Source organism: Micromonospora pallida (assembly GCF_900090325.1).
Taxonomy (GTDB): Bacteria; Actinomycetota; Actinomycetes; order Mycobacteriales; family Micromonosporaceae; genus Micromonospora; species Micromonospora pallida.
Window position 1 is genome coordinate 2,053,277 of record NZ_FMHW01000002.1, and the last position, 21,473, is coordinate 2,074,749.

General features: G+C 73.6%; 17 protein-coding genes. 4 read left to right on the forward strand and 13 right to left on the reverse strand.

What is annotated here, in order from left to right:
- The first annotated feature begins 39 nt into the window (after positions 1 to 39).
- A complete protein-coding gene (locus GA0074692_RS09015) occupies positions 40 to 1,041 on the forward strand; it encodes a tyrosine-type recombinase/integrase (protein WP_091641656.1) in 1,002 nt (333 codons plus the stop codon).
- Between the two features lie 7 nt (positions 1,042 to 1,048).
- Here GA0074692_RS09015 and GA0074692_RS09020 read toward each other — a convergent pair whose 3' ends face one another.
- Complete coding sequence (locus GA0074692_RS09020; protein ID WP_091641660.1) at positions 1,049 to 2,752, reverse strand: acyl-CoA dehydrogenase family protein; 1,704 nt, start codon at positions 2,750 to 2,752, stop codon at positions 1,049 to 1,051.
- 115 nt (positions 2,753 to 2,867) lie between these two features.
- Here GA0074692_RS09020 and GA0074692_RS09025 point away from each other — a divergent pair, with 115 nt between their 5' ends.
- Positions 2,868 to 3,323 (forward strand): Rv0361 family membrane protein, encoded by a 456-nt coding sequence (locus tag GA0074692_RS09025; protein WP_091653063.1) that lies wholly within the window; start codon positions 2,868 to 2,870, stop codon positions 3,321 to 3,323.
- Between the two features lie 13 nt (positions 3,324 to 3,336).
- On the opposite strand, the gene GA0074692_RS09030 is transcribed toward GA0074692_RS09025, so the two are convergent.
- The 9 genes from GA0074692_RS09030 to GA0074692_RS09070 all read right to left on the reverse strand — a co-directional run bounded on the left by GA0074692_RS09030 (position 3,337) and on the right by GA0074692_RS09070 (position 16,173).
- Positions 3,337 to 4,032 carry an ABC transporter ATP-binding protein gene (locus GA0074692_RS09030; protein ID WP_091641664.1) on the reverse strand — a complete coding sequence of 232 codons (696 nt, stop codon included), beginning with the start codon at positions 4,030 to 4,032 and terminating at the stop codon, positions 3,337 to 3,339.
- Positions 4,029 to 5,006: an ABC transporter ATP-binding protein gene (locus GA0074692_RS09035; RefSeq protein ID WP_091641669.1), complete on the reverse strand. Its 978-nt coding sequence runs from the start codon at positions 5,004 to 5,006 to the stop codon at positions 4,029 to 4,031. The genes GA0074692_RS09030 and GA0074692_RS09035 overlap by 4 nt, the downstream gene beginning before the upstream one ends.
- A complete protein-coding gene (locus GA0074692_RS09040) occupies positions 5,003 to 7,750 on the reverse strand; it encodes an ABC transporter permease (RefSeq protein ID WP_141725203.1) in 2,748 nt (915 codons plus the stop codon). Before GA0074692_RS09040 ends, GA0074692_RS09035 begins: the two co-directional genes overlap by 4 nt.
- Positions 7,751 to 7,809: 59 nt before the next feature.
- Positions 7,810 to 10,992: an ABC transporter permease gene (locus GA0074692_RS09045; RefSeq protein ID WP_091641677.1), complete on the reverse strand. Its 3,183-nt coding sequence runs from the start codon at positions 10,990 to 10,992 to the stop codon at positions 7,810 to 7,812.
- A 128-nt stretch (positions 10,993 to 11,120) separates the two neighbouring features.
- Entirely contained in the window at positions 11,121 to 11,801 is a 681-nt protein-coding gene (locus tag GA0074692_RS09050) for a thymidine kinase (protein ID WP_176738681.1), read from the reverse strand.
- A gap of 75 nt (positions 11,802 to 11,876) precedes the next feature.
- Entirely contained in the window at positions 11,877 to 13,262 is a 1,386-nt protein-coding gene (locus GA0074692_RS09055) for an MFS transporter (RefSeq protein ID WP_091641686.1), read from the reverse strand.
- A gap of 15 nt (positions 13,263 to 13,277) precedes the next feature.
- Positions 13,278 to 14,039: a glycerophosphodiester phosphodiesterase family protein gene (locus GA0074692_RS09060; protein WP_091641689.1), complete on the reverse strand. Its 762-nt coding sequence runs from the start codon at positions 14,037 to 14,039 to the stop codon at positions 13,278 to 13,280.
- Between the two features lie 91 nt (positions 14,040 to 14,130).
- Positions 14,131 to 15,240 (reverse strand): calcium:cation antiporter, encoded by a 1,110-nt coding sequence (locus GA0074692_RS09065; RefSeq protein ID WP_091641694.1) that lies wholly within the window; start codon positions 15,238 to 15,240, stop codon positions 14,131 to 14,133.
- A 156-nt stretch (positions 15,241 to 15,396) separates the two neighbouring features.
- A complete protein-coding gene (locus GA0074692_RS09070) occupies positions 15,397 to 16,173 on the reverse strand; it encodes a lysophospholipid acyltransferase family protein (RefSeq protein WP_091641699.1) in 777 nt (258 codons plus the stop codon).
- Positions 16,174 to 16,356: 183 nt separating this feature from the next.
- On the opposite strand from GA0074692_RS09070, the gene GA0074692_RS09075 reads away from it, so the two are divergent.
- Both GA0074692_RS09075 and cydB read left to right on the forward strand, forming a co-directional pair.
- Complete coding sequence (locus tag GA0074692_RS09075) at positions 16,357 to 17,769, forward strand: cytochrome ubiquinol oxidase subunit I (RefSeq protein WP_091641702.1); 1,413 nt, start codon at positions 16,357 to 16,359, stop codon at positions 17,767 to 17,769.
- Between the two features lie 15 nt (positions 17,770 to 17,784).
- Positions 17,785 to 18,783, forward strand: a complete 999-nt coding sequence (gene cydB / locus GA0074692_RS09080; protein ID WP_091641705.1) for a cytochrome d ubiquinol oxidase subunit II — start codon at positions 17,785 to 17,787, stop codon at positions 18,781 to 18,783.
- 148 nt (positions 18,784 to 18,931) lie between these two features.
- Here cydB and GA0074692_RS09085 read toward each other — a convergent pair whose 3' ends face one another.
- The 3 genes from GA0074692_RS09085 to GA0074692_RS09095 all read right to left on the reverse strand — a co-directional run bounded on the left by GA0074692_RS09085 (position 18,932) and on the right by GA0074692_RS09095 (position 21,312).
- A complete protein-coding gene (locus tag GA0074692_RS09085; protein WP_091641710.1) occupies positions 18,932 to 19,489 on the reverse strand; it encodes a GNAT family N-acetyltransferase in 558 nt (185 codons plus the stop codon).
- 79 nt (positions 19,490 to 19,568) lie between these two features.
- Positions 19,569 to 20,381 carry a hypothetical protein gene (locus tag GA0074692_RS09090; protein WP_091641715.1) on the reverse strand — a complete coding sequence of 271 codons (813 nt, stop codon included), beginning with the start codon at positions 20,379 to 20,381 and terminating at the stop codon, positions 19,569 to 19,571.
- 205 nt (positions 20,382 to 20,586) lie between these two features.
- Complete coding sequence (locus GA0074692_RS09095) at positions 20,587 to 21,312, reverse strand: hypothetical protein (protein WP_091653066.1); 726 nt, start codon at positions 21,310 to 21,312, stop codon at positions 20,587 to 20,589.
- Between the last annotated feature and the right edge of the window lie 161 nt (positions 21,313 to 21,473).

Sequence of the window (21,473 nt, forward strand, 5' to 3'; positions counted from 1 at the left end):
CGCCCGCGAACCCGGCCCCGACCTGAGAGTCTTTCCGGTATGTCGCGCTCCGACCTGCCGGTGCTGTCCGGCGCCGCCCCGACACCCGCCCTACCCACCGGCCCACTCGACGTCACCGAGGCGTGGCTGGCCAACCGGCGGATGTCCGCGCACACCCGCGACGCCTACCGGCGGGACGTCACCGGCTGGCTCACCTGGTGCGCCAGCCACGACCTCGACCCGCTGCGGGCCACCTTCCTGCACGTCAACGCCTACGGCCGGGACCTGGAATCGACGCCGGCCGCCCGGACCAGCCGGCCACTGACCCCGGCCACGGTGGCCCGTAAGCTCTCCGCCCTGTCCAGCTGGTACGACTTCCTGGTCAAGCTGCGGGCCGTCGAGGCGAACCCGGTCTCCGGCGCCGACCGGCCCCACGTCGACCGGGACCACTCCGCCACCGTCGGGCTCACCCCGCAGGAGGTCGACGCGCTGCTCGCCGCCGCGCAGGCCGCCACCGGCCCGACCGCCGCCCGCAACCGGGCCGTGGTGGCGCTCCTGGCCGACCTGGGGCTACGGGTCGGGGAGTTGGTGTCGTTGAACCTCGACGACCTGGGCGTGGAGCGCGGTCACCGCAGTGTGCGGTTCGTCGGCAAGGGCGGCCGGCAGCGTCGGCGGGCGTTGACCCCCGGCACCGCGTACGCCCTCGACGCGTACCTGACGGCACGCGCGCAGGCGCAGGGCGTGACGGTGGGCGAGCTGACCGGGCCGCTGCTGGTGACCGCCACCGGTGGCCGGCTCGACCGGCACTCGGTGTTCCGGCTGGTCCGTCGGCTCGCCCGGGCCGCAGGGATTCCCGCCTGGGCGCGGCTGTCGCCGCACTCGCTGCGGCACGCGTTCGCCACCACCGCCCGCGCCGAGGGTGTTCCCCTCGAGGACGTGCAGGACGCGATGGGCCACGCCGACCCACGGACCACCCGCCGTTACGACCGGGACCGGCACAACCTCGACCGGGACCCGGCGTACGTGATCTGGGCGGCCCGGTCCCGGCGCGGTCCCGGCTGACCGGCGCTCAGCAGAGCAGGTCCATGTGCTGGTGGGCGTCCACGGCGATGTCCTCGTGCCGCAGCCACCGCCGCGCCCACAGCCGGGCCGCCACGTGGGCGGTCTCGTCACCCCAGGCGGCGTGCTCGACCAGCAGCGCCGCCGTCAACGCGTACGCGCAGCGCAGCGCCACGGCGCGGGCCCCGGCGACCGCCTCGATGCCGCCCGGGTCGGCAGTGACCGCGACGAAGGTGTCCCGGAGTTCCTCGGTGACCGTGGTGAGGGTGTGCGCAAGCGCGGGGGACAGGCCGCGGGCGGTGTCCGCGGCGGCGGCGAGTCGACGTAGCAGCGGCCGGGCGGCGTCCTCCCGGGTGACCGCGCGCAACACGTCCAGGGCGAGCACGTTGGTGGTGCCCTCCCAGATCGGCAGGACCTGCGCGTCACGCAGCAGTCGGGGCACACCGGTGTCCTCCACGTACCCGGCCCCGCCGAACGCCTCGACGTACTCGCTGGCGCAGGCCACGGCGAGCCGCCCGGTGGCCAGTTTCGCCAACGGCGCGACCACCCGCAGTTCGGCGGCGGCGTCCGGGTCGGCGCCGACCTCGACCCGGCCGAGCAGCGTGAACACGTGCCCGGCCAGGACGAACGCGCCGGCGGTGTCCACGCCGAGGGTGCCCAGGGTGGCCCGGTGCAGCGGCGAGTCGACCAGCCGACCACCGGCCACCTGTCGGGCGTCGGCGTAGGCGCGGGCGTAGGTCAGGCCCCGCCGCATCCCAGACGCGGCGGCGGCCGCGTTGTGCAGCCGGGTCACCACCACCAGGGTCATCGCCCGGACCAGGCCGGGCTGCGCCGGGTCACCCAGCGGCAGCGCGTACGCCTCCCGTAAGCCGACCTCGGCGGTGGGCAACGCCCGGGTGCCGAGCTTGTCCTTGAGCCGGTGGATGCGCACCCCCGGCGCGGACCCGGTCGGGTCGCCGCCGCCGGCCAGGGGCGAGTCGGCGGCGTAGCGGGGCACCAGGAACGGGGCGAGGATCCGACTGCCGGGGCCGGCGCCCTCCGGCCGGGCCAGGGCCACCGCCATCGCCGAGTCCACCGCCGAGCAGAACCACTTCTCGCCGGTCAGCCGCCACGAGCCGTCCCCGGCCGGGCGGGCCACCGTGTCGGAGCGGGACAGGTCCGACCCGCCCTGCGCCTCGGTCATCCACTGCCCGCTGGTGACGGCCACGTCCGGGTCGGTGGCGGTCAGCCGGGGCAGCCACGCGTCCCGCACCGACGCGTCGACCTCGGGGCGGGACAGCAGCGCGGCCGCGCCGTCGGCCATCGCCACCGGGCAGGAGAACGTCGCCGACTCGGCCCCGTACAGGTGCAGCAGCGCGTGCTGCACCACCCGCACCGCCGCGCCCCACGTGCCGCGCGCCGACTCCAGGTAGGGCAGGGCGACCACGGCGTGCCGGGCGGCGGCGGCCCGCTGCGTCTGCCAGCCGGGAGAGGTGTCGACCCGGTCGATCCGCGCGCCCCACGGGTCGTAGCGCACCAGCGTGGGCGGGTGCGCCTCGGCGTCGGCGTGCGCGGCCCGCAGCGGGCCGGTCACGTCGGCGGCCAGGTCGGCGAGGCGTCCCTTCGCGGCGGCGTGCCCGGCCGGGCCGAGCTGCCGTTCCAGCCACGACCGCAGCAGCGGGTCACCGGTGTACGGGTCGGCGGGGGCCGGAACGGGCTGCACGAAGCGGACCATGCGTCACTCCTGGCGAGGGGGACCGGGGATGGCGTCGACGGTAGACGATCCCCGGACGCTACGACAGGCGCGAGTTCCTGCGCGGTGGGTGTCGGATTCTCTACCGTTGGTCATCATGTCGTCGGCGTCGTGGTCCCGCCCGCACCGCCCACACCGGCCGGTGCGGGCCGGGCTGCTGGTGGGCGGCGCGCTGCTGGGCCTGTGCCTGGTCGGGGTGGCCGGGGTGGCAGCGTGGAACGTGCAGGTGGTCCGGCAGTCCGACGCGCCGGTCCGGGAAACCGCCGAGGCGTTCCTCACCGAGGTCGCCGCCGGGAACGCCGACCGCGCCTACCGGCGGCTGTGCGCGTCGGCCCGGTCCCGGTGGAGTCCGATCGGGTTCGCCGCGTGGGTGCGTACCCCGCCGGTGGTGACCGGCCACCAGGTCACCGACGTGTCGGTGCGCACCCGCGAGGGCCGGCCCACCGGCACGGTCACCGTACGGCTGACCCGCGACGGGGGCCGCAGCGAACAACGCACCCTGCCGGTGGTGCGGGAGGACGACGACTGGCGGGTCTGCGGCGACCCGTTCTGACCCGCACACCCGGTCAGGCAGGCACCAGGTCGTCGACCCGGCGTCCGTCGCGCAACGTCACCACCCGGTCAGCGACCTCCACCAGCGTCGGGTCGTGGGTGGCCACCAGCGCGGTCATGCCCCGGGCCCGCACCAACGCCCGCAGCAGGTCCATCACCGCCTGACCGGTCTCCGAGTCCAACTGCCCGGTCGGCTCGTCGGCGATCAGCAACGCCGGGTCGTTCGCCAGGGCCCGCGCCAGGGCCACCCGCTGCTGCTGGCCGCCGGACAGCTCGTACGGGCGTTGCCGGGCGTGCCCGCCCAGACCGACCAGTTCCAGCAGCACCGCGACCCGCTGTTCGCGTTCCGCGGCGGGGACCTTCGCCAGCCGCAACGGCAGGCCGACGTTCTCCGCCGCGGACAGGATCGGGATCAGCCCGAACGACTGGAACACGAACCCGACGGTGTCGCGCCGCAACGCCAGCAGGTCCCGCCGGTTCGCGGTGCCCACGTCCCGCCCGGCCACCCGGATCCGTCCGGCGGTGGGCCGGTCCAGGCCACCGACCAGGTTCAACAGGGTCGTCTTGCCCGACCCGGAACGGCCCCGGACAGCCACCAACTCGCCCCGACCGGCGGTGAACGACACGTCCCGCAGGGCGTGCACCACCTGCCCGGCGCCGGGGAACTCGCGGCCGACCCTCTCGACGGTGACCAGGTCCTCGGCGCTCACGGCTCCTCCTTCCGCTCCCCGGCGAAACCGGGGAAAACCTGCACGTGGTCGGGTTCCAAGGTGAGCCGCACCCGGTCACGCAGTGCGAGGGCGTCGACGAACGCGGCCGGCAACTGCATCCGGCCGGTACGGTCGAGCACCGCGTACTCCTCGGTGACCAGTTCCTCGACACCGTCGGCGCCGAGGCGCGCCGAGCGGCGTACCTCGCTGGCGGTGCGGCCGTCGCGGATGGCGACGGTCCGGCGGACCTGGGTAGCCACCGCCTGGTCGTGGGTGACCACCACGACGGTGACGCCCAGTTCGGCGTTGATGGTGCGCAGCGCCGCGAACACCTCCGCGGCGGTGTTCTCGTCGAGTTCCCCGGTCGGCTCGTCGGCGAAGAGCACCTCCGGGTCGTTGGCCACCGCCACCGCGACGGCGCAGCGTTGCTGCTCGCCGCCGCTCATCGCGGCCGGCCGCCGGTCGGCGCAGTGCCCCACCCCGACCAGGTCCAGCAGCTCGGCCGACCGCCGTCGGGCGGCACGGCCCCGCCGGCCAGCCAGCCGCATCGGCAACGCGACGTTCTCCGCCGCGGTCAGGTACGACAGCAGGTTCCGGGTGGTCTGCTGCCACACGAACCCGACGGTGTGCCGCCGGTAGCGCAGCCGTTTCTTCGCCGACATGGTCAGCAGGTCGTATCCGGCGACCCGGGCGATCCCGGCGGTGGGCACGTCCAGCCCGGACAGGATGTTCAGCATGGTCGACTTGCCGGACCCGGACGCGCCGACGATGGCCAGCAACTCCCCCCGGTCGACGACCAGGTCGAGGCCCTGCAACGCGACGACCTCCACCCCGTCGGTCTTGAAGATACGCACCAGCCCGTCGCAGACGATGTGTCCGCGTAGCCGGTCGGCGCCGCCGGCGCGGGCGGCGGCCCGGTCGGCGGCGCGCTGCTGCAACGCCACCAGATCCGGGACGGTGTGGACGACGGTCACAAGGTCTCCTCTCCCCGGCGGAGCGCCTCGGCGGGCCGCGTCCGTCGGTGCACCAGCATCTCCACGGCCAGCCCGGCCGTCAGGCCCACCGCGACCAGCCCCAGCACCGCGCCGACGACCATCGGGTCGAGGTACCAGCCGGCGTCGACGCCGGGGGTGAACGCGGACAGTCCGAGCGTCGGGCCGAGCAGCCACGGCAACGCCACCCCGACGGCGGCGCCGGCGGTCGCGGCGACCCCGACCAGCGGCACGAGTTCGTACAACAGCAGCCGGCGGCCCTGCCCCTCGGACAAGCCGAGGGGGGACAGCCGGGACAGCAGCCGGACGCGGGCCCGCGAGTCGGCGAGCACCGCGAACCCGACCGCGAGGACGGCCAGCGCGCTGCCGCCGACCGCGCCGACGGTGAACGCCAGGGTGAGCACGTCGTTGGCGCCGGTGCGGTCCAGGCCCTCCCGGTAGGTGTCCCGTTCGATCAGTGCGGCCGGCACCTCGGGGGTGCTGACCTCGCTGCCCCGCACCGACGCCTGCCAGCGTCGTTGTCCGTCGTCGGCGACCCGCAGCAGGGCCGCCGGGTCGTGGCTGTCGGCGGCGAGCAGGTACCGGTTGGGGATGATCGGGGTGTGCTGGTACTCGGTCAGCGCCTGCCAGGGCAGCACCACGAACCGCTCCACACCCACGTCGACACCAGGAAACGTGTCCGCGGTCGCGGCCACCCGGAACGGGTACAGCCGGCCCTGCACGTCGGCGGCGGCGCCGCCGTCGAGGTCCGCGGCGACCTGCGGGGACACCACCGCCGGCACGGGCCCGTCACCGCGGGTGGCGGTGCGCAGCACGGCCGGCACGTCGACGTCGACGCCGCTTTCGGCGACGACCCGGGCGAACGCGGGCCCGTCGACCACCATGATCCGGGCGGTGCCGAGGGTGCGGGCCTGCGGGTCGGTGCCGGACAGCAGGGGCCGGTTCGAGTCGACGCGCACCGGGGTGAGGGCGTCGACCCCGGCCAGGTCGGCGAGCCGGCCAGTGGTGTCCGGCGCGAACGCGTACCCGGTGAGCCAGGCGTCGGCAGGCACGCTCAGGTCGGCGGCGGTGTCGCGGGCCCGACCGACGGTGTCGGTGACGACCGCGCTGAACACGCCGGTGCTGACCGCAACGACCAGCACCGCGAGGGGCCCGGTGGTCACCGGCGTACCCCGGCCGGACCGGGCCACCCCCAGGAACAGCACCGCGCCCCGGGCCCGGGCGGCCAGCCGGTCGAGTAGCCGCAGCGGCCCGGGCAGGACCCGCAGGGTGAGCAGGGCCACCGCGGTGGCCAGCAGCACCGGCACCGCCGCGAGGTACCCGTCGACGTCGCCGCCGGACTGTAGGCCCCGTCGACGCAGCAGCACCAGCCCGAGCACCGCCACCAGCGCGACGGTGACCTCGACGGTGAGGCGGCGGGCCGACGGGCGGGCCCCGAGCAGGTCCTGCCGGCCGGCGACGACAGCGACATGCCGTTGACTGGCGACGGCGAACACCGGCACCGCGACGGTGGTGGCGACGGCGATCAGCGGCAGCGCCCACCATGTGCCGCCGTCCCGGCCGGGGGCCAGCAGTCCGAGCAGCCCACCGGCGGCCACCGCCGCCGGTTGCAGCAGGGCCGCCTCGGCGAGGGTGTGCCGGCCCACCGCGCCCAGGGACGCGCCCCGCGACCGCAGCAGCGTCAGCTCCGCACGCCGGTTCTGCACGGCCACCCGGGCGGCCAGCAGGACCAGCCCGAGCAGGCTTGCCAGCAGTCCGGCCTGCACCACGGCCAGCAGGTTACGCACCGAGGTGAGCTGGTCGCCGAACCGCACCAGTTGGGTGTCCAGGGACGTCTGCACGGTCGCGCCGGGCAGCCACTGGGTGCGGCGGGCCGCGCCGACGGCCGCGGCGACCGGTTCGACCATGGACGAGTCGATGCGGTCGTGGTCGAACCGGTATCGCCAGGAGTGGGTGACGGGCAGTCCAGCCCGGCCGGCGGCGGCCATCCCGGCGGGGTCGGTTACCGCGACGGCCACGTACGGGTCGCCGTCGTTGACCGGCAGCAGCGGCTGCACCGCCTCCGGCATGGCCGCCCACGCCGGGCCGGTGGGGCGTACCGGCTCGAACACCCCGGTCACGAGCAGCTCGGCGGACCCCCGGCCGGGCGCGGCCACACCGAGCCGCACCCCGGGGCGCAGGGCGAGGGTGTCGGCGACGGCCCGCGACACGGCGACCTGCACCGGCTGGCCGCCGTCGGTGTCGGGCCAGGTTCCGGCGGTCAGCCGGGTCTCGTCCGGCAGGCCGCTCTGGGTGCGTACACCGAGCTGCACGAGACCGCCCTCTCCGAGCGGGCCGACGTCGCCGGAGGCGACCACCGCGTCGGCGGCGACGTCGGCGGCCTGCCACTGCTGGCCGACCAGGGCGGGCAGCGGTGGCGGCAGGGCGGCCCGGAACCGGTCCGACGCGCCGGCCGCCCGGGCGGGGGCCGCACCGTCGGCGCCGCCGGGCACCTCGATGGTCACGTCCCGCACCTGATACGGCAGGGGCGTCAGGTCGGTGTGCAGGCTCCGGTCGGCGAGGTCGTTGGTGAGTCGGGGCGCGGCGACGACCAGGGCCGCCGCGATCAGGCCGAGCAGGGCGAGCAGGACGGCGGACCCGGCGAAGGTCCGCAGGCGGGCGCCGGGCCCGCCGCGCCGCCGCCGGCGTGCGTTCGTGGTGGGTCGTGCGGTCATGGTGGTGGTCACCGGTCCTCCCCGCCGCGCCATCGTTGTCCGGCCGTGGTGGGTCGTGCGGTCACGGGTGGTCACCGGTCCTCCCCGCCGCGCAGGTGGCCGGCCTCGGAGTGGCCGCGTAGCCGGGCCGCCGCGACCGTGGTGGCGGCGACGGCCAGCAGCAGCACTCCGACGGCGGTGGCCAGCAGGGGCGGCCAGTCGATGAGCAGGGTGGGTGTGGGTGTCGGCCGCTGCGCCGACGGGGTGAGGATGACCAGAGGCGCGGTGGTGGCGGCGACCGCGACGCCGACGGCCAGGCCGACCAGCACGCCGGTGCCGGCGAGGAACGCCTGTTCGGTCACCAGGGACCGGGTGACGGTGCGGTGGGTGGCGCCGAGGGCCCGCAGGACGGCCAGTTCGCTGGCGCGGCGGCGGGCGGTGGCGCTGACGTCGACGGCGATGCCCACCGTGGCCAGCAGCACCGCGCCGAGGGCGGCGGCGAACAGGGCGCCGCGCGCGCCGACACCGAACGGGTCACCGGCCAGGTCACGGGCGACCGCCTGCCGGTCGAGCACGTCCAGTCCGGTCAGCGCGCCTGCCGCGTCGACCGCCTGGTCGTGCTGGTCCGCCGACACCGACAGCCACCATTCCTGCACGTCGCGGGTGAGACCCCGGTCGTGGAAGATCCGGTCCCGCAGGGACGGCAGGTCGGCGAAGACGGTGGCGTCGGTGGTGTCGCCGGGAAACGCGTCGACGGTGCCGACGACCCGGACGTCGACCTCGGCGGCGCCGAGGAACAGCCGGGTGTGGTCGCCGACGTCCAACCGCAGCGCGGCCAGCGCCTGCGGGGTGACCAGCAGCGGCACCGGCCCGGCCGCCGGTCGGGTGACGGCCAGGTGCACGGGGGCGCCGGACCAGCCGCGCCGGTCGTCGTCGCGCACCCAGCGGGCGGTGAGGGTGCCGCCGGCGGCGGTCGCCGTGGCGCCGTCGCGGGGGGTGCCGCTGTGGTCGACGGTCTGCCACGCCCCGCCGCCGCCCAGGTCGACGGGGTAATCGTCGACGCGCAGGTCGAGCAGCCGCCAGTCGACGACCATCTGGGCCGGGCCGGTGGTGTCGACGGTGAACCCGGCCAGCCGGGCCGGACCGGTCGGCAGGTCGACGGTGAAGTCGACGGGCCGACCGCCGGCGCTGACGCCCAGTGGCACCCGCCGGTGCCCGCCGCCGGGTTCGGCGAACACCGCGTGGGCGGTCACCCCCGCGCCGGTGGCGTAGGTGGCGGTGACGGTGCCGGTGAACCGGCCGGTCAGTCGCCGCGCCCCGGCGGGCAGCACGGTGTGCGGGGCGTCGACCCGTTCCCCGGCGACCCGGTCGAAGGCCCGGGTGGGGGAGCCGTCGGCCAGGTCGGGACGCAGCCGCACGACCCGGGCGGCGACGCCGGCGTCGGCGGCGACCAGCTCACCCGGCAGTCCGGTCGCGCCGAGGCTGAGCGGGGCCCGCCACACGGGCAGCACGTCGGTCACCCCGGGCAGTCCGGTGAGCTGGCCGGCGCGGCCGTCGGGTGGGCTGCCGACCGTTTCGGTCAGCCGCAGGTCGGCGCCGACACGATGGTCGGCCTGGTCGGTGAGGGACCGGCCGGTGGTGCCGGCCAACGACCAGCCGAGGGCGCTGACCGCGACGGCGAGGGCGACCAGCAGCACCGGGCCGGCGTGCGGGCGGCGGCCGGCCTGCCACATGCCGAGCATCGCCGCGGTGGCGCGGGTGCGGTCGACGTACCGTTGCGCGAGGTGGGTCAGCGGGGGCAGGATCCGCAGGGCCAGGACCGCGCCGGCGAGCACGCCGATGGTGGGCGCGGCCGCCAGCAGCGGGTCGACGGCCAGGTCACCGCCGGCGCCGGACAGCGGCGACGAGTACGACCGCAGCTGGTACCAGCCGAGCAGGGCCACCACCACCAGCACCACGTCGACGCCGGCACGTTGCACCGCGCCCCGCCGGCCGGGCCGGGACCGGGCGGCCAGGTCGGCGACGTAGCTGTCCCCACGGCGTAGGTTCGGGCCGAGCATGGCCAGGGCGCAGCCGGCGGCGACGAGCAGCGCGGCGCCCCAGGTGAGGGCGTCGAGGCGGGGTTGCAGCCGCAGTGACACCTCCGCCAGCGCCGGCAGCCGGCCGGCGTGCCGGAGTAGTTCGGTGGCCAGCGGCGGGGCCAGCAGCACGGCCGGAGCGACGACCAGGGCCGCTTCCCGTCCGGCCAGGCCGGCGACCTGCCAACGGGCGGCACCCCGGGCCCGCAGCAGCGCGGTCTCGGCGCGGCGCTGCTCGGTGAGCAGGGCCGCCACCAGCAGCAGCGTGTACCCGCCCAGCACGGCCAGCAGCAGCATCGGGGTGACCAGCGCGGACCGGCCGACCAGGGCCGCGCGTTGGATCCGCTCGACCAGGTCATCGAGGCCGGTGGTGGCGGTGCCGGAGTCACCGAGTCCGGCGGCGGCGGGCAGCCGGGCGGTGGCGGCGGTGGCGGCGAGCCGGTCCAGGTCGGCGGTGCCGGTGGCCGCGTCAACGTCGGGAGTGATCAGCCACCCGGCGGAGGCGTTGGCGAGGAAGTGCCGCAGGAAGTCGTCGCGGTGCACGGTCAACGGCCCGTAGGTGGCCGTGCCGGCTTGCAGGCCGGTGGCCGTCTCGGGGGCCAGCCGCCAGTACGGGTCGCCGGCGGCGCGGGGCCGCCACAACCCGACGACGGTGAGTTCGGTGACCCGGCCGGTGAACCCGTCGGTGACCGGGATGCGATCGCCGACACCGACACCGAGGGTCGCGGCGACCGGTTCGGCGAGGGTGGCCTGCACGGCCGCGCCACCTGCGGTGGGCCAGGTGCCGGCAGTCAGGTCGGCGTGCGCGGCGAGGTCGTCGAGGAACATCACCGACGCGTAGACCACGCCGTCGTCGTCGGCGGTGGCGGCACCGACGTCGCCGCGTAGTTGCCGGCCGGCGGCGTAGCCGGCCGCCTCGACGGTGCCGGGCCAGCCGGCGAGGGCGTCGGCGGCGCCGGCCCGTAGCGCGGTGTCGCGTTGGGTGAGGGCGTCGGGCGTGCGGCCGGCCGCGCCGCGCACCAGGATCGACCGTTCCTCGGCGGTGGCGGCGGTCAACACCCCCCGCACACCGGAGGCGATGACGTCACGGTGGTAGCCGGCCAGTCCGGTGAGGGCGACCGTCGCCACCAGGGTGGCCCCCGCCGCCGCCAGGAGCAGACCCGTCGCCCCGCGGGCCCGTCGAAGCGCCAGCCGCATGTGTGGTGTCCCCCGTGTCGCCGTGGCGGGACGACCCGACGCCGTCCCATGTGCCGGTGGAGAGGGGCGAGGCGGACGGAAAGGTTGGCGCGGCGACCGGATCTTTCGATCACGGTCTGGTCACGGTGTCAGGGGCGGGGGCCGAGGTCACCGGCGCGGTGGTGCCGGCGACACAACACCTGGTAGCGCACCTGCGCGTCGGGCACGGTGTCCCCGATGACGACCTGCTCGCCCTCCCGGACGACCCGCCCCCCGACGACCCGGGCGTTGAGCAGCCCTTCCCGGCCGCACCAGCAGAGCACCTCCACCTGGATGCGGGCCACCTCGTCGGCCAGTTCGAACAGCCGCTGCGCGGCGGGGAAGAAACACGACCGGAAGTCGGTGGCCAGACCGAACGCGAACACGTCGACGTCGTCGTGGTCGACCAGTTCGGCCATCTGCTCGACGTGGGCGACGCTGTAGAAGGACGCCTCGTCGCAGATCAGGTAGTCGACGCGTTCCCCTTCCGCCCACCGGCCGCGCACCAGGGCCCGCAGGTCCAGGTCGTCGGTGACCTCGATGGCGTCGTGGGCCAGTCCGATGCGGGTGGTGACCCGGGGCCCCAGCGACCGGTCGATGCGGGTGGTGACCAGCCCGCGCCGACCCTGCCGGGCGTGGTTGTAGTTCATCTGCAGGGCCATGGTGGACTTACCGCAGTCCATCGGCCCCCAGAAGAACTTCAGCGCTGCGGCGTGCAGCGGACGCCCGTCGGCTCCCCGCGCGGCGGCGCAGACGGGCGTGTCCAGCTCACCCGGCAACGGCCGGGCCAGGCAGGTCGGGGCGGCGAGGTCGGCGTCGGTCACGGTCGGGCAGCCTATCTGATCGACCGTGACCGATCCGGCTGGTCAGAGGACGCGCGGCGGGACGTTACCGGCGGCGATGATGGCCCGCCGCACCGGCACGGCCGCCAGCAGCAGGAACCCGACCACGAAGAAGATCAGCAGGGACACCAGACCGACCCGGTAGGAGTTGGTCAACTGGAACACCAGCCCGAACGCCAACGGGCCGAGCCAACTGGTGCCCTTGTCGCTGATCTCGTAGAAGCCGTAGTACTCGCCTTCCCGGCCGGCGGGGATCAACTGGCTGAACAGCGACCGGCTCAACGCCTGACTACCACCCAACACCAGACCGATACCGGCGCCGAGCACCATGAACGGCAGTGGCGCCTCGGCCGGCAGCCGGAACGCGGCGAGGATCACCGCCGTCCACAGCACCAGCGACAGCAGCACCGTCTTCCACGCGCCGATCCGCCGGGCGAGCGCACCGAGCAGCAGCGCCCCACCGAAGGCGAGGAACTGCACCAGCAGGATCGTCACGATCAGCGTGGTCTGGTCCAGCCGCAGCTCCTCGGTGCCGTACTGGCTGGCCAGGGCGATCACCGTCTGGATGCCGTCGTTGTAGACCAGGAACGCCAGCAGGAAGAACAACGTCAGCGGGTACGCCTTGACCTCCCGCAGGGTCCGCCCCAACTGCCGGAACCCGGCGACCAGCACGTTGCCGCCGCCGACCGGCACCTCCACCGGCGGGTGCTCCCGCAGCCAACGCAGCGGCACCAGGGTGAACAACGCCCACCACAGCCCGGCCGACACGATCGACCAGCGGGCCAGGTCCAGGGTGCGCTGGGCGGTGCCGTCGCCGAACGAGTTCACCACGACCAGGTTGACCGCCAGCAGCAGTCCGCCACCGAGGTAGCCCAGCGCCCAGCCCCGGCTGGAGATCGCGTCGCGGTCGTCCGGGCCACCCAGCTGCGGCAGGAACGAGTTGTACACCACCACACCCGCGCCGAAGGCGATGTTGGCGACCACGAACAGCGCCCCACCGAGCAGGTAGCGGTCCCCGGTGACGAAGAGCATCGCGGTGGTCGCCCCGGCGCCGAGGAACGCGAACGCGGCCAGCAGCGGCTTCTTGTGCCGGGACCGGTCGGCGACCGCGCCGGTCACCGGCAGCACGAACACCGTCAGGAACACCGACAGCGACACCAGGTACGGGAAGTACGACCCGGCGGCGACCTTGACGCCCAGCGGGTACACGTACCCGGAGCAGGTGTCCGCGCCCAGCTCGCAGCCGGCGGCCATTTCGGTGACGCTGGTCAGGAACGGCCCCAGGAACACGGTGATGACCGTGGTGGAGAACGCCGACATCGCCCAGTCGTAGAAGTACCAGCCGGTGCGTTCACGTCGGCTGCTCGACGGTGGGGTCCGTTCCGCCGGGGTGGTCAGGGTCTCGGCCATCGTTTCCTCGAATGGTCAGGCGGCCCAGTGGCCGCGGCTGCGGTAGACGTCGCGCAGCACGCCGACGTGATCGGTCATGATGCCATCCACACCCAGGTCGAGTAACTCGTGCATCTCGGCAGGTTCGTCGATCGTCCAGACGTGCACGTGCAACCCGAGTCGGTGGGCGTAGCGCAGCAGCCGCCGGTCGACCACCGGCATCCGCCCGTACCGGACCGGGACCTGCGCGGCGACCACCGACGGCGGCAGCCGCAGCCGCTGCCCGGTCAGCGACGCCCACCGCAGCCGCGCCACCCCGCGCATGCCCAGCGAGGTGGCGACCTTAGGACCCGCGAGGACCCGCAGCCGGGCCAGCCGGGTGTCGCTGAACGAGGCGAGCAGCACCCGGTCGGTGGCCCCGACGCGTTCCACCGTCGCCACGGTCGGATCCACCGCGCCGTCGGCCTTCACGTCGACGTTGAACCGGATCTCCGGCCAGGCGGCGAGGACCTCGTCGAGGCGCGGCACCACCGCCGACCCGCCGACGCGGACGGTGGCCAGGTCGGCGAAACGCAGCGCGGCGATCCGTCCCCGTTCGCCGGTCAGCCGGTCGAGGGTCGCGTCGTGGAAGACCACCGCCACACCGTCGGCGGTGGCGTGCACGTCGGTCTCGACGTACCGGTAGCCGAGGTCGACGGCCCGGGCGAACGCCGCGGCGGTGTTCTCGTCGCCCTGCGCGGCGCCGCCCCGGTGCGCGAACGCCAGCGGGCCGGGCGCGTCGAGGTAGGGGTGGGACACGCGGGCAGTATGCCCGCCGTCGATGACCGCCGGGTGACCGGCCGGCGGTCACTGCCTGACATCGGACACCACCGTGACGACCTGCCCCGGCTTACGGGTTCGCGGCGAGGAACAGGTAGGCCGCGCACAGCGACAGGTGCACCCAGGCCTGTAGCAGCGTCGCCCGGCCGGGCATCACGGTGAGGATCCCCACCGCGGCGGTCAGGCCGAGCAGCACGATCTGCGTCGCCCCGAGCCCCAGTTCCAGCGGCCCGTCCAACCACAGCGACCCGACCGCGATCGCCGGGATGGTCAGCCCGATGCTGGCCATCGCCGACCCGAGAGCCAGGTTGAGGCTGATCTGGGTACGGTCACGGCGGGCGTTACGGGCCGCGGCGAGGGTCTCCGGCAGCAGCACCAGCAGTGCGATGACCACGCCGACGACCGGCCGGGGCAGCCCCGCGTCGGCGACCACCGCCTCGATGGTCGGCGACTCGACCTTCGCCAGCCCCACCACCGCGACCAGCGCGACGATCAGCAACGCGAAGCTGGTCAGGGCGGTCCGCACCGACGGCACCGGGGCGTGCTCGTCCTCCCCGACAGTCGGCCGCGTGTCGCGCTCGGGCGGCAGGAAGTAGTCGCGGTGCCGCACGTTCTGCACGAACACGAACGTCGCGTACAGGAGCAGGGAGGCCGCCGCCGCGAACGCCAACTGCGGCCCGGTGAACACCGGACCGGGCGTACCGGTGGTGAACGTCGGCAGCACCAGACTCAGCGTGGCCAGGGTGAGCACCGTCGCCAACGCCGCGCCGGTGCCCTCCGGGTTGAACACCACCACCCGGCGCCGCACGGTGGTCAGCAGCAACGACAGGCCGACGATCCCGTTGCAGGTGAGCATCACGGCGGCGAAGACGGTGTCCCGGGCCAGGGTGGCGGTGTCCGGGCCACCGGACACCATCAACGTGATGATCAGACCGACCTCGATCACGGTCACCGCGACAGCCAGGATCAGCGACCCGAACGGCTCCCCGACCCGATGGGCGACGACCTCGGCGTGGTGCACCGCCGCCAGCACCGCGCCGGCCAGCAGCACCACCACGACGACCTCCACCACGGGCGGCAGCGCACGCCCCCACACCGCGGCCAGGGTCAGCACGGCCAGCAGCGGCACCACCGTCGCCGGCGCGGGGACCGGGAAACGGGTCGCCGTCGGTGCGCGCATCGCGTCCCTCCACGGTCTCGTCGGGGGTCGGCGCCGCCGGCAGCTCACCGTCGTCCGGTGGGCAGGACGCGACCTGGACGGCGGGGCGACCACCCCGATCATGATCGTACCGGCGAAGGGCAGGTCAGCCGGCCTGCCGGCGCGACTGTCCCCGATTCAGGGACGCGCCGGACGCCGCTGGTGCACCCGACTGGTGTCCACCGGCCGGCTGGAGTCGACGTGCCGGGGCCGGCCGGGCTCGTCGAGCCGCAGCGGCACCAGGACGTCGGTGACCGCGTCGATGATCCGGTCGGTGGCCCGCCGGGCCGCGCCGCCCGCCGCCGGGTCGACGTCGGCCAGGTCCACCGGCGCGCCGAAGCGCACCCGTACCACCGGCCGCCGCCACAGCGACCGCCACACGGCCGGCAGCAGGCCCTTCGGCGCCCGGTACGGCAGTACCTCGTGCGACCCCCACTGGGCGACCGGCACCACTGTCGCGCCGCAGGCGAAGGCCAGCCGAGCGGTGCCGGTCTTGCCGCGTTCCGGCCACATGTCGGGGTCCAGCCCGATACGCCCCTCCGGGTATACCAGCACCACCGATCCGGCGGCGACCGCGTCGGCGGCGTCGTGCAGCGCCTGCCCCACGGCGGCGGTGCCCCGGTCCACTCGGATGTGCCCGGCGTGCCGCATCGCCGCGCCCACCACCGGCGCCCGGAACAGCCCGCCGGTGGCCATGAACCGAGGAGCCACGCCCCGGACCTGGCAGGCGGCGGCCAGCACGATCGGGTCGAACGGGCTGATGTGGTTGGCGGCCAGGATCATCGGCCCGGCGCGCAGCCGGTCGGGCACGTCGCCGCTGACCTCCAGGCGGGCCAGGGCGCCGACCACGAGACGGGCAACCAGTTGCGCGGCGCGCCACAGCCGGGGCGACCGCCAGGGGGAGTGCGTATCCATCAGCGGTCGATCGTCGCACGCGCGAGCCGGCCCGTGGGGGACAGGGGAGAGGTGAGGGCCCGACCGGCCGGGGTGAGCAGGGTCATTGACTCCGGAAGAAAACAGGACGACGGACTCCGCCACCACCACTACGACAGGCGGTAGTATTTACTACGTCTCGTAGTACAACCTGGGGGGTTCCTGGTGGACGCGTTGGACGTCGCCCGCTGGCAGTTCGGTGTCACCACCGTCTACCACTTTCTCTTCGTACCACTCACCATCGGCCTGTCCGTCCTCGTCGCCGTCCTCCAAACCATGTGGCACCGCACCGGCGACCAGCGCTACCTCAAACTCACCAAGTTCTACGGCAAGCTCTTCCTCATCAACTTCGCCATGGGGATCGTCACCGGCATCGTCCAGGAATTCCAGTTCGGCATGAACTGGAGCGACTACTCCCGCTTCGTCGGCGACATCTTCGGCGCACCCCTGGCCATCGAAGCCCTTGTCGCCTTCTTCCTCGAATCCACCTTCCTCGGACTGTGGATCTTCGGCTGGGACCGCCTCCCCAAACGCATCCACCTCGCCACCATCTGGGCCGCCGCCCTCGGCTCCACCTTCAGCGCCTACTTCATCCTCGCCGCCAACTCCTGGATGCAGAACCCCGTCGGCTACCGCGTCAACCCCGACACCGGACGGGCCGAACTCACCGACTTCCCCGCCGTCCTCACCAACAAGGTCGCCCTCGTCACCTTCCCCCACACCATCGCCGGCTGTTTCCTCGTCGCCGGCAGCCTCATCGTCACCGTCGCCCTCTGGCACCTCATCCGCCGCCCCGACACCGACGACACCCCCACCTACCGCTTCGCCGCCCGCTTCGGCGCCTGGATCACCCTCGCCGCCACCGCCGGCGTCCTGCTCACCGGCGACCTCCAGGGCAAAATCATGACCGAGGTCCAACCCATGAAAATGGCCGCCGCCGAAGGCCTCTACACCACCGAAAGCCCCGCCGCCTTCAGCGTCCTCACCGTCGGCAGCCTCGACGGCACCCGCGAGATCTACGCCCTGAAGATCCCCTACCTGCTCAGCTTCCTCGGCACCGGCGACCCCCACGGCACCGTCCAGGGCATCAACGACCTCCAGGCCCAGTACACCGCCCAGTACGGCCCCGGCAGCTACACCCCGATCATCCCGGTCACCTACTGGAGCTTCCGCATGATGATCGGCTTCGGACTCGCCGCTGCCGCCATCGCCCTCTGGGTCCTCTGGGCCCACCGCAAAGGCCGCACCCCCACCGGCAGATGGCTCCTGCGCGCCGGCCTCGTCATGCCCCTGCTGCCCCTGGCCGCCAACAGCTTCGGCTGGATCTTCACCGAGATGGGCCGGCAACCCTGGATCGTCTTCGGCGAAATGCTCACCCGCGACGGCGTCTCCCGCAGCGTCAGCCTCACCGAAGTCCTCACCAGCTTCACCGCCTTCACCCTCGTCTACGCCACCCTCGCCGTCATCGAGGTCCGCCTGCTCATCCGCTACGCCCGCAACGGCCTCCCCGACGTCACCGAGACCCCCGCACCCGACGACACCGACGACGCCGACCGCCCCCTCGCCTTCGCCTACTGACCCCGGAGCCCCACCGTGGACCTCACCACCGTCTGGTACCTCCTCATCGCCGTCCTCTTCACCGGCTACTTCATCCTCGAAGGCTTCGACTTCGGCGTCGGCGCACTCCTACCCGTCCTCGCCCGCGACGACCGCGAACGCCGCGTCATGATCAACACCATCGGGCCCGTCTGGGACGGCAACGAGGTCTGGCTCATCACCGCCGGCGGCGCCATGTTCGCCGCCTTCCCCGAGTGGTACGCCACCCTCTTCTCCGGCTTCTACCTACCCCTCCTACTCATCCTCCTCGCCCTCATCGCCCGCGGCGTCGCCTTCGAATACCGCCACAAGCGCCCCGAAGCCACCTGGAAACGCCGCTGGGACACCGCCATCACCCTCGGCAGCATCACCCCCGCCTTCCTCTGGGGCGTCGCCTTCGCCAACATCCTCCGCGGCGTCCCCCTCACCGCCGACCACGAATACGCCGGCGGCCTCACCAACCTCCTCAACCCCTACGCCCTGCTCGGCGGCCTCACCACCACCGCCCTGTTCCTCACCCACGGCGCCGTCTTCACCGCCCTCAAGACCACCGGCGACATCCGCCACCGCGCCCGCACCCTCGCCACCCGCCTCGGCCTCACCGCCGCCGTCCTCACCGTGGCCTTCCTGACCTGGACCCTCACCATCCGCCACACCACCGCCGCCGTCATCCTCGCCACCGCCGCCGGCGCCGCCCTGCTCGCCGGCCTCACCGCCACCCACCACCGCCGCGAAGGCTGGGCCTTCACCGGCACCGCCACCGCCATCGCTCTCACCGTCGCCACCCTCTTCACCGCCCTCTTCCCGAACCTCCTGCCCTCCACCGGCGACCCCGCCGGCACCCTCACCGCCACCAACGCCGCCAGCACCCCCTACACCCTGGAGATCATGACCTGGGTGGCCGCCGTCTTCACCCCCGTCGTCCTGGCCTACCAGGGCTGGACCTACTGGGTCTTCCGCCGACGCATCGGCGTCACCCACATCCCCACCCACTGACCACCGGACGCCCCGCCCCGCACGGCGAGGCAGGTCGCGAGGACGCCGCTGGCACATCCGTAGCTCGGTGAGGGCCGGTTGGTCAGATCGGCCGGGCTACGGGCGCTGGGCCTGCCCGGTCGGCCACGGCCCGACCCAGGCCCACCGCTCACGCTTCTCGAGGATGAGAGTCTCGGATCCTGGAGAAGACCACCGCGTCAGCGCGACGGCCCGGAAAAGCCAGGAAGCTGCGCAGCACACCCTCCTGCTCGAACTCGGCCTCGGTGAGAACCCGCCGTGACGCCTCGTTGTCCGGCTCCACCCACGCCTCCACCCGCATGATGCCCGCGACGTCCAACGCCCACGACGACACCAGCCTCGCCGCGCGAGTGGCGATCCCTCGCCCCCGCGCTGAGGGGATGAGCCAGTAGCCAAGACCGGCCACACCCGGCTGCGGCCGCAGCATGAGCACGACCAGACCGACCGCTCGATCATTCACCACATCAGCGATCGCAAGCGAGACACCCTCACCGCTGTCGGCTCGACTCCACTGCCGACAAATGAACGCTCGTCCCGCATCGACCGAGAACACTCCCGGAACCGTCGTGGCCTCGACAATTCGCGGATCCTGGGCAGCAGCCCGGACGCAACCCAGATCATCCTCTCGCCATCGACGAAGACGCACAGCTCCATCAGTAAGATCAACAACAGGATAGGCGAGCGTCACTGCGCCAACGCTACGCCACGGGCAGACCCGCCAGGAGGTCCGGCGTGGACGGGTGGCACAGGGCAGGGCGGGCGCGAGATCACGCGCTGCGGGAGAAGTCCTTACGCTTAATCTTGGCGCGACGGCCGTCCGGGTGGTGGAACACGATGCCCTCCGCCAGGTGACCAGGGGCGAACCGGCTCTCCAACCCGGCCAGATACTTCCGCAGCCCGGCGAAGCTGCGCGGCGCGTCCGGCAGCGCAGTCGCGCGCAGGTTAAACGGCACACACCTGTGCTCTTCCAGGCCCAGTGGGTTGCCCTGAACACGGGGGCCGAGTGCCTCACACGGATGCTCGCCGTCGGGCCAGTCCGACACGTCGGTGTTGCGGGCCGCGGCCAGGATCCACCTGTCCTCCGCGCCGTGGTCGTCGGTGTCGACGTACCACCCGTCGACGATGCCCTGCTGCTTCTGCACCTTGCTGGGATTACGACGCTTCTCCACCCGCACCAGATGCCCCGAGCGGACGGTGAGCCGCACGTTCGTGCCGTCGAGCTTCTCGGTCGGGGTTCCCTCACCGTCGAACACCCACGCGCACTCAGGCCGCAGACGGTCGACCACCTGGAAATGGTCGTCGCGTTCGAACAGCGTCGGAATCTTCTCCATGACCCGCATTCCCTTCCTGACCTGCCCGATCAACTCCTCGGCGGTAATCACCCCACCCGCCAGACCGCCGGCCAGCGCACGGACCAGATCAGCCACCGCAACATCCGCCTCGACAGCGACGTGCTTGAGCGCCTTCTTCTCCTCCGGCGAGATCCAGGCAACCAGCCGCGACCAGCCCTCCGGCGGCGTCCACCGAGCCAGCCGATCGGGCGTCTTACGCGGCCGCCCAGGGCGCCTGACCTCGTCCATACCGAGAACCGTAGAGACCTGATCAAGCTTGTGTCAATTGGCATAACAGGAATTGCGACACCCCGGGACCGCCCCTCCGGCCGTCCGGCAAGAACGTCCACCCAGCCGAAACGACACGTGGCGCGGAGCCACCCCCAGGCAACCCCACGCCACGCACACCCAACCGGTCAGCGGCACCCACCAGCACCCCCGACCACCACAGCACTCACCCCGCCTCGCGCAACTCCGCCAACCGCGCCTCGATCTCCGCCAACTCCGCCCGCAACTTCTCCGCCTGCTGCTCCGCCTCGGCCCGCTCCGCCGCCAGGATCTGCTCCACCGCCTCCTGCACCCCCGGCACATCCACCAACGCCACCATCCGCAACGCCTCCGCCGGCTTCACCACGTACGGCTTCGCCAACGACTTGCTGCCCTGCTGCGCCGCCACCGTCCACTCGCCCTCGGCGTACTGCAACGTCACCGTCAACCCCGCCAGCGCCTTCGGCTTCGCCGCCTTCACCGGCCGCTTCGCCGGCTTCGCCTCCGCCACGCCCACTCTCGACTCCTCCCGCCGCTCCTCCCGCCGCTCATCCCGCGACTCATCCCCACGCGACTGCTCCGGCACCGGCGCACGCTCCAACACGAACTCCGGCTCCGCCACCACGGGCTCCGCCTCTGGCTCCGGCTTCGACTCCGCCACCACCCGTCGCCCCGCACCACGCGGCGCCACCGCCACGTCAGCGGGGGAGAACGGCAACTCGTCCCGGCCGAACCGCACCACCACGAACTCGTCCGACACCGCCGGGTCGGTCAGTTCCACCACCTGACCCACCTGACCGGCGATCTGCCCCGCCGCGGCCGTGAACACCACCTTCGGCTTACGACCCGCCGCCAACGCCTCTCGGATACCGTCCACCTCGTCAGTGGACAACCCCTGGTCCGCCGCCCCCATCACAACCCTCTTTCGGACAACTGTCTGAATTTCCTGCCTTTGATACCAGCCGCCCCCGACACCCGCCTCGCCGGGGACCACCCACCCGACCACAGCGGACCGACGCACCGGGCGCGTCACGGTAGCCTCGGCCGACACGACACCACCGGGGGAGAGGGCCA